Here is a 13,196-nt window from a genome sequence, read left to right on the forward strand (position 1 = left end):
CAGGAAAAGTGTGAGCGGTTTTCCGTCCGGAATTGCGTTAAAACAAAGAGATAGAGCATGATCGCAAAGAGCGGGAACGGCTTTTGGGGAGAGATCGTGCTCGAGCAAGCCGACGCATGAACCGACCGGTGAAACTGCTGAGCGTTGGCGCGCTGACGCTGGATACCATCCTGCGCGTCGAAACCCTGCCCACGCATCAGGGCAAGTTCATCGCCTCGGACGGCATCCAGATCGCCTCGGGCATGGCGACAAGTGCTGCCTGCGCCGCCCGCCGTCTCGGCGCCGAGGTGTTCCTGTGGGCAAGTGCAGGTGACGATGCCGTCGGCGACCAATTGCTGGCCGGCATCGAGGCCGAGGGCGTCGATTGCGGCTTTGTCCGCCGCGTCGAAGGCGCCCGCTCGGCGCTGGCCGCGATCCTGGTCGACGCTCATGGCGAGCGCATCATCGTGCCCTTCTACGACCCAAAGGCGCAGGCCGACCCCGAGGCGGTGCCTGTCGCCGATCTTTCCGGCTTCGATGCCGTGCTGGTCGATGTGCGCTGGCCGGGCGCCGCCGCTCTTGCCTTGACCGCCGCGCGCAGCGCCGGCCGTCCCGCCATCCTCGACGCCGACACGGCGCCGGTTGAGGTGCTGGAGCGCCTGCTGCCGCTGGCATCGCACATCGTCGCTTCGGAGTCGGCGGCACGCATCGTCTGCGGCCATGCGCTGGACCCCGAAACCGCCTGTGCCGACCTCGCCAGCCGCACCGATGCCTTCGTGGCGGTGACCGGCGGCGCCGCGGGAAGCTGGTGGCATGACCGGTCCGCCGGATGCGTGCGCCACATCGCGGCGCCGAAGATCAAGGCGGTCGACACGCTTGCCGCCGGCGACGTCTTCCACGGCGCCTTTGCTGTCGCGTTGGCGGAAACCATGCCGATCGAGCAGGCGTTGCGCTTTGCCAGCGCGGCGGCCGCGCTCAAATGCCAGCGCTTCGGCGGCCGGCTGGGGGCGCCAAACAGGGACGAGGCAATGGCCATGGTCGCGGCGACATGGCCCGCTTGAGGAGACTTAGCTCTTCGCCGGATGTTCCACCGCCTGGCGGCCAAAATCCGGCACGTCGATGTCCTGGCCGGCCTCGATGATCGAACGGCGAACGGCCCGGGTGCGGGTGAACAGGTCGAACAGCTTGTCGCCGTCGCCCCAGCGGATCGCCCGCTGCAGCGAGGCGAGGTCCTCTGAAAAGCGCGCCAGCATTTCCAGGATGGCATCCTTGTTGTGCAGGCACACGTCGCGCCACATGGTCGGGTCGGAGGCGGCCAGACGGGTGAAGTCGCGGAAACCGGAAGCCGAATATTTGATCACTTCCGACTTGGTCACCGATTCCAGATCGTCGGCGGTGCCGACGATGTTGTAGGCGATGATATGCGGAAGATGCGAAACGATGGCCAGCGTCATATCATGATGCTGCGGGTCCATCGTGTCGATGTTGGAGCCGCAGCGCCGCCAGAACTCCGAAAGCTTTTCCAGCGCCGCCGGATCGGTGCCGGGCAGCGGCGTGAAGATGCACCAACGGTTTTCGAACAGCTCGGCGAAACCCGCATCCGGGCCCGATTTCTCCGTACCCGCCAGTGGATGTCCCGGAATGAAGTGCACGCCGTCCGGCACATAGGGCTGCATTTGCGCAATGACGGAGGCCTTGGTCGAACCGACATCGGTGAGGATGGCGCCTTTTTTCAGCGCCGCTGCGATCTCTTGCGCCACCTCGCCCGACGACCCCACTGGCACCGAGACGATGATCAGGTCGGCGTCGCGGACCGCTTCCCTGGCGTCGGTGGTGTAGCTCTCGCCAAGACCGAGCTCCTTCGCCCGCGCCAGCGTGGCCGGGCTGCGCGTCGCGATGGCGACATGGCGGGCCAGGCCCTCGCGGCGGATGATGCGGGCCAGCGACGAGCCGATCAGGCCGATGCCGACCAGCGCGATCTTTTCAAACATCGGTGCTGTCATTGTTTCAGCTTTTCAGGAATGTCGTGAGGGCATCGATGACGCCGCGATTTGCTTCTTCGGTGCCGACGCTCATGCGCAGCGCATTGGGAAAGCCATAGCCGGTAACGCGCCGCAATATATAGCCGCGCTGGGTGAGGTAATCGTCCGCCGCCTCAGCCGAATGCCTCTTGTCGTCGGGAAAGTGGATGAGGACGAAATTGCCGACGCTGGGCGTCACGCGCAGCCCAAGCTTCGTCAGTTCTTCATTCAGCCAGGTAAGCCAGGTCTCGTTGTGCAACGAACTGCGCTCGACATGGGCGCGGTCGCGGATGGCGGCAATGCCGGCCTCGATCGCTGTTGCGTTAACGTTGAAAGGGCCGCGGATGCGGTTGATGGCATCGACGATGTGCAGTGGGCCATACATCCAGCCGATGCGCGCGCCGCCAAGGCCAAGCTTGGAGAAGGTGCGGGTCATGACCACATTCTGTGCGCTGCCCGCCAGCTCGATGCCGGCCTCATAGTCATTGCGCCTGACATATTCGGCATAGGCCGCGTCCAGCACCAGAAGCACGTTGCCCGGGAGCGCGGAATGCAGGCGGCGGACCTCCTGGAACGGCAGATAGGTTCCGGTCGGATTGTTGGGATTGGCGAGGAAGATGATTTTGGTCCGCGGCGTCACCGCGGCCAGGATCGCGTCGACGTCGGCGCGTTCCTCGGTTTCCTTCACAGCAACCGGCTTGGCCCCCGCCGACTGAATGTAGATCTTGTAGACCATGAAGGCATGTTCGGTAAAAATCGCCTCATCGCCTGGCGCAAGATAGGTCTGCGCCAGCAGGCCAAGTATCTCGTCAGAACCGTTGGAGCAGATGATGTTTGCCGGGTTGAGGCCATGCACCTCGGCGATCGCCTCGCGCAGCCGGCGGGCGGTGCCATCGGGATAGACATCGAGCTTGGCAGCCACTTCACGCGCGGCCTCGATCGCCTTCGGCGACGGGCCGAGCGGGTTCTCGTTCGACGATAGTTTATGGACCTTGGCGACGCCGGCCGGTGCTGTGCTCTTGCCCGGCACATAGGCGTCGATGTCCATAATGCCCGCGCGGGGCGTCGGTCGTGCCTTGTCCGCTGTCTTGTCCATGTCGCAAATCCATCGAGAATGCCTCCGTCCGGAGGCCGCAGCGGAAATACAAGCCGTAGCCGCGAATGTCGAGAGGCGGGCAATAGCTGGCCGTTGACGCCGGGCCGCACGAGTTCTAGAAGAACGCAACAGTTCCGTGGTGATTTGGCCGGTCGGCTTGCAGCCACGTTAAACAACTCGCTAAAGGGCCGTTTGCGTGACGTAACCGGCTTTGCGATCGCATTGCCGGTTTTTTATTGCCTGACGGCGGGCAAGGAGAGTCACATGGCCGCGCTCCGCGCTACAAAAACCAACAACGAGGCCGACAACCCGTCGAGCCCTGTGTTGCGTTTTGGCCCTGACAAGCCGCTGAAGCTTGACGCCGGCACGCTTTTGTCGCCGTTCCAGATCGCCTACCAGACATATGGCGCCCTCAACGATGCCCGCACCAACGCCATCCTGGTCTGCCACGCGCTGACCGGCGACCAGCATGTCGCCAGCACCAATCCGGTGACCGGCAAGCCCGGCTGGTGGGAAGTGCTGATCGGTCCCGGCAAGATCATCGACACCAACCGCTTCTTCGTCATTTGCTCCAACGTCATCGGCGGCTGCCTCGGCTCCACCGGTCCGGCCTCGACCAATCCCGCCACCGGCAAGCCCTACGGCCTCGACCTGCCAATCATCACCATCCGCGACATGGTGCGGGCGCAACTGATGCTGGTCGACCATTTCGGCATCGAAAAGCTGTTTTGCGTGCTCGGCGGCTCGATGGGCGGCATGCAGGTGCTGGAATGGGCGTCATGCTATTCCGAGCGCGTCTTCTCGGCCCTGCCGATCGCCACAGGCGCACGCCATTCCTCGCAGAACATCGCCTTCCACGAGGTCGGCCGCCAGGCTGTCATGGCTGATCCGGACTGGCATGGCGGCAAATATTTCGAGCACGGCAAGCGCCCGGAAAAGGGGCTCGCCGTGGCGCGCATGGCCGCCCACATCACCTATCTGTCGGAAGCCGCCCTGCATCGGAAATTCGGCCGCAATCTGCAGGACCGCGAAGCGCTGACCTTCGGTTTCGACGCAGATTTCCAGATCGAAAGCTATCTGCGCCACCAGGGCATGACATTCGTCGACCGCTTCGACGCCAACTCCTACCTCTACATGACCCGTTCGATGGATTATTTCGACCTCGCCGCCGACCATGGCGGCCGGTTGGCAGATGCCTTTGCCGGGACCAAGACCCGCTTCTGCCTGGTGTCCTTCACCTCGGACTGGCTGTTCCCGACCGAGGAGAGCCGCTCGATCGTGCATGCGCTCAACGCCGCCGGCGCCTCCGTCTCCTTCGTCGAGATCGACACCGACCGCGGCCATGATGCCTTCCTGCTCGATGAACCCGAACTGTTTGCCGCCATCAAGGGCTTCATCGGCTCGGCGGCCCGCGCAAGGGGGCTCGCCTCATGAGCGTCAATGGCAGCCAGCGCGTCGACCTCGAAGTCGTGGCCAACCTGATACCGCCGCAGTCGCGGGTGCTCGATGTCGGCTCCGGCGACGGCCTGCTGCTCGAACTCCTGCAGGAGACCAAGCAGGTCGACGGCCGCGGGCTGGAGCTGTCACAGCGCGGCGTCAATGAATGCGTGGCGCGCGGTCTCTCGGTCATCCAGGGCGATGCCGATACCGACCTCGAATTCTATCCGGACAAGGGTTTTGACTTCGTCGTCCTGTCTCAGACGCTGCAGGCGACCCGCAACCCGAAGCTGGTGCTCGACGAGCTGCTGCGAATCGGCAACCGCGCCATCGTCTCCTTCCCCAATTTCGGCCACTGGCGGGTGCGGCTGTCGCTGTTCGTCAATGGCCGGATGCCGGTGACCGCGGACCTGCCCTATTCCTGGTACGACACGCCCAACATCCATTTCTGCACCATCCGCGACTTCGTCAATCTGGTCGAGGAACTCGGCGCTTCGGTCGAGAAAGCCACCGCGCTCGACGGCAACGGCCAGAAGATCGGCCTGTCGATGCCATGGTGGTTCTGGAATTTCTTCGGCCAGCAAGCGGTGTTCTTGCTGAAGCGGTAGTTTGCCCCTATTCCAGCACGTCCGTCGCCTTGTGCGGGTGCTGAACGCCATCGGCGATGATCACATCGGCGTGGGAGTTGTGGGTGCGCAAGGCCAGAATCTCGCGATAGGCTGATGAATCGTACCAGCCCCACGCATGCGCCCTGTCCGGAAACTCGATGACGATCAGATGCCCGGGCCATTCGTTTTCGACCACCTCCATGTCGCCGCCGTGGACAAGGAAGCGGCCGCCGAAAGGCTCCAATGTGGCGTCGATCCTCTGCAGATACTCGACAATCTGCGGGCCCATTGTGACTTGACGCATATGGGCGACGGCGTAGGCGGCCATGGCTGAACTCCCTGTGAGATCGAAGCCCGACGACCGGCTTCGTTGGCGCAATCTGCAGACATGATGGCCATCGGTCGATTACGTCTGGGGTAATCGGCCGGCTTACCGGCGTCCTGGCTCAACAGTTTGTGATGACATTGCCGCTGGTTTTTTGTAGCGTCGAAGCGAATGCCATCCCGGGGTAAGGCTTGGACGGCGACCATCAAAACCTCCGGCCTCCAGGCATTTCGGGGCACAATCGAAGCAACATGTCCAAGGCAACCGACCTCGCTCCGCTGATCTCGGTGATCACACCGACGCACAATCGCCGCAGCAAGGTGGTGCGCGCCGTGGAGAGCGTGCTGGCGCAGAATTTTCCCCGGTTCGAACACATTGTCGTCGATGACGGCTCGACCGACGGTACGGCAGCCGCACTTGCCGAAATCCGCGATCCACGGCTGATCTATGTTGGCTCGAAATGGCGCGGCGCCAATGCCGCCCGCAATGCCGGCATCGAGCGGGCGCAGGCGCCGGTGGTGACATTCCTCGATTCCGACGACGTCTATTTGCCGGATCGCCTGGCGCGGACGCTGGAGCAGTTCGACAACAATCCCTCGCTCGAAGTGCTGATCAGTTCCTTCGTGTCGCTGAAGGGCAATCGCCGCACCAACTGCGTCAACCGCGAGGCGCTGCTGAGCCGCGACTCGCTGGAGCGGGCCCTTGTCGCGCAGACCATCTTCATTGCCGGGTCGGCAATCACCGCCCGGCGCGAGTCGCTGCTGGCCATCGGCGGCTACGACAGTGACGTCACGCGCATGCAGGATCGCGAATTGTTGCTGCGCTTTGCCCGTCGCAGCGGCGCGCAGCTGTCCGAAGTGATCGACTGGAAAAAGTACAACTCGGAGAATTCGATCTCCGGTCGCCGGGACGGCTATGTCGAAGCCTATGCGAGCTTGATCGACAAGCACCCCTATATCGCCGACCGCTACCCCTACATTCCGCCTTACATGATCGCCCGGCAGCTCATCGCCGATGCACTCAAGGGCAGGGTTTCGCAGGCGTTCTCCGGCTATATGGCCAACCGGTCGTCGAAGGCGCTTGGCTATTCGCTGCCGCAGCTGTTGCGTGGCTATGTCGGCGGCCGGCGCTGGCGCCGCGATCTCTATGCCGAATTTCGCGACAAATACGGTGCACGGCCGGCCTGAAGTTTGCCGACAAGCCGAGCAGCGGCTTTCCCCTCCGAACTGCCTCAAACCTCATTTGTCGAGTTCCGGCAGATATGGGTCGGAATATAGCCGCCGGTCGCGTTCGCCCTGCAGGCAGTCCATGGGTGCGGCGGCATCGATCGGGACCACGGTCGCATCGGCGATGCCGCTCACCTCCAGGATCAGCTTGCGGCGTATGGCGGTGGCGAACTCCGAGGCCGCATAGATCGGCAACACGAAGGAGCCGGGCCCACCGGTGACGCACTCGTCATAATACTGGTCGAGATGGCTGAAGGTCGGCGACGGGCTGATCAGGATCGGCAGGCCGTTGATGACGATGCCCTTGGCCACCGCCGCATCGCGTGTCGTGGCGACGGGCAGCCCGGTGTTGTTGGGACCGTCGCCGGAAATGTCGATGACGCTGCGTGGCGCATCGAACCCCGTGCCCTCGAACAGCCCGGCGCCGAAGGCAAGCGCACCGGAAATCGAGGTGCCGCGAAAGCTGCGGAACGGCCGCGCTTCTATTCTGTCGGCGAAGGCGTTGGCGCTCTCTGCGCTGTCGATCACCTGCCAGGCGATGACGCCATCCTCGCGCACGACGCCCGCCCATTCGAAATAGGCAAGCGCGATGCGCCCGGTGGTTCCCGAGCGCACGGCCTTGATGAAATCGGGATGCCTGAGCGCCTCGACATAGCCAGCGCGCTGCAGCGCGAACTCCCTCTCGTCCATCGACTGTGAGATGTCGACGGCCAGCACCAGTTCGACATCCACGGCAACGGCCGGGGCAGCCACGGGCGTGGTGCAGGCAAGGCAGGCAAGCAGGCTGAGCGCATCGAGCATGGCCGCACCACGGATGTTTCGACCCGTGAATCTTCGCCGCGATCGCGGCGAAATAAAGCCCCTTCTACTTCTTTCGCCGCACGGCCGCTTTCGGCGGCGGGTCGATGGCGCCGGTCCTGACTCGGGCGGGTTTCAGTGGCGCAGCACCCGTATCCTTCACGATGTTCAATGCGCGTGGAAAGAAATGACCATTGTGCAGTCCGCGCCCGATGTTGAGGATCGCGGTTTCCGGCAGGCGTTTCTCCAGCATGGACAGTACCCTTCGCAGCGAAGGACCATCGAACGCGTCCATCGCTTCGTCGATGATCACCCATTTCGGCTGCCGCAAGGCCAGCCTGGCGAAGGCCAGCGACCGCTGTTCGTCATCGTTGAGTTCACGCTCCCAGCGTGCGGAACGGTCGAGCGAGGATGACAGCCGCTCGAGGCCGACCTCGGCCAGCACCGCCCCAAAATCAGCATCGCCAGCCGGCGCCGAGCCATTTGGATGCAGCACTTCGCGTAACGTGCCGGCAGGAAAATACGGAACACGCGGCACGAAAATCGGCGTTTCTCCGGCCGGCAAGCCGATCCGCCCGCTGCCCCAGGGCCAAAGGCCGGCAATGGCGCGGAAGAACAATGTCTTGCCAGCGCCTGGGTCGCCGGTGATCATGACGCGCTCACCGGGATGGATCTCGACATGGCTGTCTGAAAGTTTGGTGCAGCCCTCCGGCGAGGCCACTTGGAGCTTCTCGAAGGTCAGGCTGCCATTGGCGTTATCGCCGAATTCGATGCGCTTTTCCTTGTCGTGCAACACATCGGTTTCATCGAGCGCAATGCGGAAGTCGGCAACGCGCATCAGCGTGGCGCGCCAGTCGGCGATGCCGCCGATATTGTTGATGAACCAGCGCAGCGACGAGTGCACCTGGTTGAAGGCGCCGACCGCCATCATCAACCCGCCAAAGCTGATGTCGCCTGAAAAATAGACCGGCGATGCAACCAGGATCGGCGCCACCACGGTGATCCAGCCATAGGTATCGGTCACCCAGGAAAGGTTGATCTGCGCTTTGTAGATGTTTCGCATCGCGCCCAGCACCGTGCCAAGGTCGATTTCGAGCCGTCTCTTGGCATCGGCTTCGCCGTGATAGAGCGCGATGGCGTCTACATTCTCGTTGACGCGCACCATCCCGGAACGCAGCTCGGCCTCGCGGGTGTAGCGGTCGCTGTTGAGGCGGATCAGCGGCCGCCCGACCAGCCAGCTCAGCCAGGAGGCGATGCCGGCATAGAGGAACGCGGCCCAGACCATGTAGCCCGGTATCGCCAGCGACCAGCCGTTGATGTGGAAGACGAAGCCCGACGAGAGTTGCCAAAGCACGCCGACGAACGACACCAGCAGGATGAAGGATTGCAGCAGGCCGACCCCGAGGTCCGTCGACAGATCGGACAGATGCGCGGCATCCTGCTGCATGCGCTGGTCGGGATTGACGCCGATGGCGCCGGCATTGGCGAGCCGGAAGGCCCGCGCCGGCCGCATCCATTGGTCGATCAGGTCGAGCGTCAGCGCCTCGCGCAGCTTCAGCCGGATCATCTGGTTGAGCCAGGTCTGAGCGATGTTGAGCAGCAGCAGCGTGCCGGCAATCACGGCAAAGATCATCAGCTGATGCAGGAAGGCCGCCATGTCGCGACGCGCCAGCGCATCGTAGAAAGGCTGGTTCCAGCGGTTGAGCAGAACCTGGCCGATCGACGTCGCGACGATGACCGCCATAATGCCGACCGACGTCCAGACCAGCCACTTGCGCACCGGTGAGCCTATCAGCGCCCGTTTGATCGTCGCTACCTGATCGCGCAGGCTGCTGGCTTCGACGGTTACCGGCTGAACGGTGGCGGACTTGTCCGGTTGATCAGCCATGCACGAGGTCCTTGCGTTCAGAAGCGTTGCTGAAACCAGATGGAGAGACTTGAAGGCATCCGCCGCTCAAACGGACCGCGAATGCATCTGCGACAGATAGGTGGGAAAAACCCACGCAACACCAGTTTTCATGATGATCACGAAGGTGTCACCTGACGCGTCGTCGATGTCACCCCTTCCGCCCGGCGGCCAAGCCGCGTCGCACCGTGCGGTGACAGTACCGGCACGAAGACACGGCGCGAGGCGCGCTGCGCGACCGGCACGCCCTGATAGAGCCGCTTCTGCGCCTCGACCACGATGACGCCGGAAAAGATCGGCCAGAACCGCCGGCCGGCGCGCTCCAGCACATTGTGGAACCGCATCATGAAGCGCCGCGGCGATGGCGGGAAGAACAGCGCGTCGGACCAGGAAGCCGGTGTGAAATTCGCCTCGCGCAGCAATTCTGTCAGCTGGCCGCGCGAGAACGGCCGGCCATTGCCGAACGGCGTGTGCTCGAACCGCGCCCAGACACCGCGCCGGTTGGGCACGACGATGACGACGCGCCCTGCCGGCGACAGCACCCGCCAGATCTCGTTCAGCGTCTCGCGCGGGTTTTCGACATGTTCGAGCGAATGCACGAGCAGCATGCGGTCGATGCAGGAATCGACCAGCGGCAATTCCTCGTCGAAGACCAGCGCCGTAGCCGTCGGCCCGTTCGCCGGCCAGACGACGGCGCCTTGCGTAGCAGGCATGAAGGCAAACACCCGCTCGGCATCGGTGCCGAACCGCTCCAGCCACGGCAAGGTATAGCCGAGCCCGACCAGCCGCTCATTGGGCACTGTTGCCCATATTGAGGACAGCGCCATGGTGATCGAGCGTTCAGCCAGGCGGCCGAGCGTGGTCGAATAGAAGGAGCGGAGATCGACGATATCGGAATGCATGCGCGGGACGGTAGCTGCGATGCCGCCCAAGTTCAACAAAGCCGGCACGTTCTGCAAAGCTAGATGACATCAGCGGCCAAGCGCCCTATGTCTGCGCCAACAGATGGAGAGATGCCAATGCCCGTCGAAATCGAACAGTTCATGTGCCGCAGCGACAATTTCGGCGTGCTGGTGCATGACCCGAAAAGCGGCGAGACCGCCATTATCGACGCACCCGAAGAAGCGCCGATCATTGCCGCTATCGAGCGTACCGGCTGGAAGCCGACGATGATCCTGACCACCCACCACCATGTCGACCATGTCGAGGCCAATCTGGCGCTGAAGGAGCGCTTCAAGCTGCGCATCGTCGGACCGGAGGCGGAAAAGGAAAAGATCCCCGGCATCGACGAGACCGTCGGGCAAGGCTCGGTCGTCCATCTCGGCGGTGAGCGGATCGATGTCATCGCCACGCCCGGCCACACTGCGGGCCATGTCTCCTATCATTTTCCGGCCTCGAAAGTGGCGTTCACCGCCGACACTTTGTTCGCGCTCGGCTGCGGCCGGCTGTTCGAATGCAAGCCGCCGGTGATGTATGAGTCGCTGAAGAAGCTCGCCGCACTCCCGGCCGACACGGTCATCTATTGCGGCCATGAGTATACGCTTTCGAACGCCCGCTTTGCGTTGACCGTCGACCCGACCAATTCGGCGCTGAAAGAACGCGCCGCCAAGATCGAGACCCTGCGCGCCGACAACAAGGCGACGCTGCCGACCACGATCGGCGAGGAATTGTCGACCAATCCGTTCCTGCGCTGGCACGACCCGGCGATCCGCAAGCATCTCGGTATGGAGGCGGCCTCCGACGCCGAAGTGTTCGCGGAAATCCGCAAGCGCAAGGACAATTTCTGAGCATCATTCCGGGATCAGCCATGACCAGCGCCGCTGAAATCATCGCCACGCTCGGCCTCAAGCCACATCCGGAAGGCGGCTGGTATGCCGAGACCTTTCGCGACGGCGCCGGGCGCGGCCATTCGACGGCGATCTATTTCCTCCTTGAACAGGACCAGATTTCGGCCTGGCACCGGGTCAAGGACGCGGCCGAGGTCTGGCACTTCCATGCCGGAGCGCCGCTGGCGCTGTCGATGTGCGAGGAAGGTAGTCCAATGCTTAACCAGGTGATCGAGCAGGTGCTCGGCATTGAGCTTGCGGCGGGCGAGCGGCCGCAGATCGTCGTGCCGGCCGGCTGGTGGCAATCGGCGCGCAGCCTCGGCGAATGGACGTTGGTCGGCTGCACCGTGGCGCCGGGCTTCGACTTCGCCGCGTTTGAAATGGCCGAGCCGGGCTGGCAGCCTTAGGCCAGAAGAAAACCAAGAGTTATGCAGAGCTGGGCGGCATAGTAGAGCACCCAGACCGCATAACGGATGCCGGCGCGATAGGGTGCTATTGCCGGAACCAGGAATTTCTCCGCGGCAAGCAGCCCGTCCGATGCCATGAACATAACAGCGCCGCCGATGACCCACGGATTGGCGAGCGTCAACGCCGAGATGCCCATCGCCAGAATGGCCGCGATATAGATGGCGATCGGCACCCGCAGGCCGGGACTGACACGGCGCCAGAGCGCCGCCAGCATGACGACTGCGAAGGCCGCCATGGCAAGCGCGATGGCGCCGCGCCATGTCTCGGTGCTGAGCACATCCAGCCCGCCGCCGCCGAGCAGGAAGAGCGGCACATAGAGGACATGCGCCGCAAGGAAGCTGGCCAGCCCGCCGAGGAAGGCCTTTTCGCCGTCACGCGACAGGAAGGCATCGCCGACGGCGCTGAGCGCCAGCGCAGAGACGAGCAACAGCGGCCCACCTTGCATGAAGGCCAGCGCCGCAAGCATGGCCACGGCCAGCGTCTTTGCCGCCGAGCGGGCCAGCGTCGGCCGCATGTCCAGGGTGAAGGCGTAGATCACCGCCGCCACCAGCGAAAAAATCAATGTTGCATTTGCGTTGGCGTCGATGCCGCCGGCAAACGGCATCGTCATGCGCTTGCCCCGCCAGTTGCCGCCTTGCGCAGGAACAACGATTTCGCCGCCAGCGCCGCGCCGCCGGTGATCAGTACGCAGGCCGCCAGGATACGCAGCGACGGCTCGGCAACGCCCGCCGCGATCAGCACCAATGTCGACAGCAGTGGCGCCGCATAGCTTGCCGCGCCGAGCACCTGGATGTTGCCTCGTTTGACGCCGATATCCCAGGCGTAGAAGGCGGCACCCACCGGCATCAACCCCAAACCAACCACCGCCAGCCACTGGCCGGGGCCATCGGGCAGCACCGTCTTTTCCAGCAGAAGATGGCAGATGAGGGACAGGGCTGCCGTGGCGGCGCAGAACCAGGTGACGATCGAGGTCGGCACCGCCGGAAAGCGCCGCGACAGCAGCGAATAGGACGACCACAGCAGCGCACAGACGGCCGCCATCGCATAGCCGAAGGTGTAGCGAGCATCGAAGGCGAGGCCGCCACCCTTGGTGACGATCAGCACGGTCCCGGCGAGCCCGAGCAGCGCGCCGACGACATGGTTCCAGGCCAGCTTCTCGCCCGGCATCAGCGCTGATCCCAGCACGATCAGCAGCGGCCACAGATAGGCGATCAGGCTTGCCTCCACCGCCGGCGCGTTGCGCAGCGCGGTGAAATAGAAGAAATGGTATCCGAACAGTCCGGCAATGCCGATCACCCAGACCTGGCGTGGGATCTTCAGGCTTTTATCGGTCGCCGGCATGAACAGCCGGGCAACCAGCCCGACCGCGGTGCCGATGGTGAAGGTGATGGCCGAGAGCAAGAATGGCGGCACGGCGCCCGACGCATCGGTGAGCAACGCCAGCAGCGCCCACATGGCGACCGCCGAGAAACCGATCAGTGTTGCGCGCCCCATGCCCGTCTCCGG

General features: G+C 63.8%; 14 protein-coding genes and 1 riboswitch. Of the genes, 6 read left to right on the plus strand and 8 right to left on the minus strand.

The window, feature by feature from the left end; all coding sequences use genetic code 11:
• The first annotated feature begins 116 nt into the window (after positions 1–116).
• A complete protein-coding gene (locus tag NKH22_RS20625; RefSeq protein WP_352762721.1) occupies positions 117–1,040 on the plus strand; it encodes a sugar kinase in 924 nt (307 codons plus the stop codon).
• A 6-nt stretch (positions 1,041–1,046) separates the two neighbouring features.
• Here the strand turns inward: NKH22_RS20625 and NKH22_RS20630 are convergent, their stop codons facing one another.
• Both NKH22_RS20630 and hisC read right to left on the minus strand, forming a co-directional pair.
• A complete protein-coding gene (locus NKH22_RS20630) occupies positions 1,047–1,982 on the minus strand; it encodes a prephenate/arogenate dehydrogenase family protein (protein WP_023686715.1) in 936 nt (311 codons plus the stop codon).
• Between the two features lie 4 nt (positions 1,983–1,986).
• Positions 1,987–3,096, minus strand: a complete 1,110-nt coding sequence (gene hisC, locus NKH22_RS20635; protein WP_023704330.1) for a histidinol-phosphate transaminase — start codon at positions 3,094–3,096, stop codon at positions 1,987–1,989.
• Between the two features lie 126 nt (positions 3,097–3,222).
• Positions 3,223–3,300, plus strand: a riboswitch (SAM riboswitch).
• 60 nt (positions 3,301–3,360) lie between these two features.
• Between hisC and metX the strand changes: the two genes are divergently transcribed.
• On the plus strand, positions 3,361–4,530 hold the full coding sequence (gene metX, locus NKH22_RS20640; protein ID WP_023685352.1) for a homoserine O-acetyltransferase MetX: 1,170 nt from the start codon (positions 3,361–3,363) through the stop codon (positions 4,528–4,530).
• The gene (metW, locus tag NKH22_RS20645) at positions 4,527–5,141 is read left to right on the plus strand and encodes a methionine biosynthesis protein MetW (protein WP_023673299.1); all 615 of its coding nucleotides are present in this window, start codon (positions 4,527–4,529) and stop codon (positions 5,139–5,141) included. The genes metX and metW overlap by 4 nt, the downstream gene beginning before the upstream one ends.
• Before the next feature lie 7 nt (positions 5,142–5,148).
• On the opposite strand, the gene NKH22_RS20650 is transcribed toward metW, so the two are convergent.
• Positions 5,149–5,469, minus strand: a complete 321-nt coding sequence (locus tag NKH22_RS20650; protein ID WP_023673298.1) for a DUF1330 domain-containing protein — start codon at positions 5,467–5,469, stop codon at positions 5,149–5,151.
• Positions 5,470–5,717: 248 nt separating this feature from the next.
• Here NKH22_RS20650 and NKH22_RS20655 point away from each other — a divergent pair, with 248 nt between their 5' ends.
• A complete protein-coding gene (locus NKH22_RS20655; protein WP_023673297.1) occupies positions 5,718–6,653 on the plus strand; it encodes a glycosyltransferase family 2 protein in 936 nt (311 codons plus the stop codon).
• Between the two features lie 51 nt (positions 6,654–6,704).
• Here the strand turns inward: NKH22_RS20655 and NKH22_RS20660 are convergent, their stop codons facing one another.
• From NKH22_RS20660 to NKH22_RS20670, 3 genes are all read right to left on the minus strand, one after another.
• Entirely contained in the window at positions 6,705–7,493 is a 789-nt protein-coding gene (locus NKH22_RS20660) for a DUF1194 domain-containing protein (protein ID WP_352806916.1), read from the minus strand.
• Positions 7,494–7,557: 64 nt separating this feature from the next.
• Positions 7,558–9,378, minus strand: a complete 1,821-nt coding sequence (locus tag NKH22_RS20665; RefSeq protein ID WP_027050739.1) for an ABC transporter ATP-binding protein/permease — start codon at positions 9,376–9,378, stop codon at positions 7,558–7,560.
• A gap of 137 nt (positions 9,379–9,515) precedes the next feature.
• Positions 9,516–10,298 carry a class I SAM-dependent methyltransferase gene (locus NKH22_RS20670; RefSeq protein ID WP_023670688.1) on the minus strand — a complete coding sequence of 261 codons (783 nt, stop codon included), beginning with the start codon at positions 10,296–10,298 and terminating at the stop codon, positions 9,516–9,518.
• Between the two features lie 117 nt (positions 10,299–10,415).
• On the opposite strand from NKH22_RS20670, the gene gloB reads away from it, so the two are divergent.
• Positions 10,416–11,183 (plus strand): hydroxyacylglutathione hydrolase, encoded by a 768-nt coding sequence (gloB, locus tag NKH22_RS20675; protein ID WP_023706326.1) that lies wholly within the window; start codon positions 10,416–10,418, stop codon positions 11,181–11,183.
• 20 nt (positions 11,184–11,203) lie between these two features.
• Positions 11,204–11,629, plus strand: a complete 426-nt coding sequence (locus NKH22_RS20680; RefSeq protein WP_023706325.1) for a cupin domain-containing protein — start codon at positions 11,204–11,206, stop codon at positions 11,627–11,629.
• Here NKH22_RS20680 and NKH22_RS20685 read toward each other — a convergent pair.
• Both NKH22_RS20685 and yddG read right to left on the minus strand, forming a co-directional pair.
• Complete coding sequence (locus NKH22_RS20685) at positions 11,626–12,300, minus strand: lysoplasmalogenase family protein (RefSeq protein WP_023742898.1); 675 nt, start codon at positions 12,298–12,300, stop codon at positions 11,626–11,628. The two genes, NKH22_RS20680 and NKH22_RS20685, sit on opposite strands and share 4 nt — an antisense overlap.
• Complete coding sequence (yddG, locus tag NKH22_RS20690; RefSeq protein WP_023670684.1) at positions 12,297–13,184, minus strand: aromatic amino acid exporter YddG; 888 nt, start codon at positions 13,182–13,184, stop codon at positions 12,297–12,299. Before yddG ends, NKH22_RS20685 begins: the two co-directional genes overlap by 4 nt.
• Between the last annotated feature and the right edge of the window lie 12 nt (positions 13,185–13,196).

Source organism: Mesorhizobium sp. M1252, from assembly GCF_040318265.1.
Classification (GTDB): Bacteria; Pseudomonadota; Alphaproteobacteria; order Rhizobiales; family Rhizobiaceae; genus Mesorhizobium.

Bases quoted from the DNA above. Each gene is read 5' to 3' on its own strand.
- NKH22_RS20625 (WP_352762721.1), top strand. From the start codon at position 117: ATGAACCGACCGGTGAAACTGCTGAGCGTTGGCGCGCTGACGCTGGAT.
- NKH22_RS20630 (WP_023686715.1), bottom strand. From the start codon at position 1,982: ATGACAGCACCGATGTTTGAAAAGATCGCGCTGGTCGGCATCGGCCTG.
- hisC (WP_023704330.1), bottom strand. From the start codon at position 3,096: ATGGACAAGACAGCGGACAAGGCACGACCGACGCCCCGCGCGGGCATT.
- metX (WP_023685352.1), top strand. From the start codon at position 3,361: ATGGCCGCGCTCCGCGCTACAAAAACCAACAACGAGGCCGACAACCCG.
- metW (WP_023673299.1), top strand. From the start codon at position 4,527: ATGAGCGTCAATGGCAGCCAGCGCGTCGACCTCGAAGTCGTGGCCAAC.
- NKH22_RS20650 (WP_023673298.1), bottom strand. From the start codon at position 5,469: ATGGCCGCCTACGCCGTCGCCCATATGCGTCAAGTCACAATGGGCCCG.
- NKH22_RS20655 (WP_023673297.1), top strand. From the start codon at position 5,718: ATGTCCAAGGCAACCGACCTCGCTCCGCTGATCTCGGTGATCACACCG.
- NKH22_RS20660 (WP_352806916.1), bottom strand. From the start codon at position 7,493: ATGCTCGATGCGCTCAGCCTGCTTGCCTGCCTTGCCTGCACCACGCCC.
- NKH22_RS20665 (WP_027050739.1), bottom strand. From the start codon at position 9,378: ATGGCTGATCAACCGGACAAGTCCGCCACCGTTCAGCCGGTAACCGTC.
- NKH22_RS20670 (WP_023670688.1), bottom strand. From the start codon at position 10,298: ATGCATTCCGATATCGTCGATCTCCGCTCCTTCTATTCGACCACGCTC.
- gloB (WP_023706326.1), top strand. From the start codon at position 10,416: ATGCCCGTCGAAATCGAACAGTTCATGTGCCGCAGCGACAATTTCGGC.
- NKH22_RS20680 (WP_023706325.1), top strand. From the start codon at position 11,204: ATGACCAGCGCCGCTGAAATCATCGCCACGCTCGGCCTCAAGCCACAT.
- NKH22_RS20685 (WP_023742898.1), bottom strand. From the start codon at position 12,300: ATGACGATGCCGTTTGCCGGCGGCATCGACGCCAACGCAAATGCAACA.
- yddG (WP_023670684.1), bottom strand. From the start codon at position 13,184: ATGGGGCGCGCAACACTGATCGGTTTCTCGGCGGTCGCCATGTGGGCG.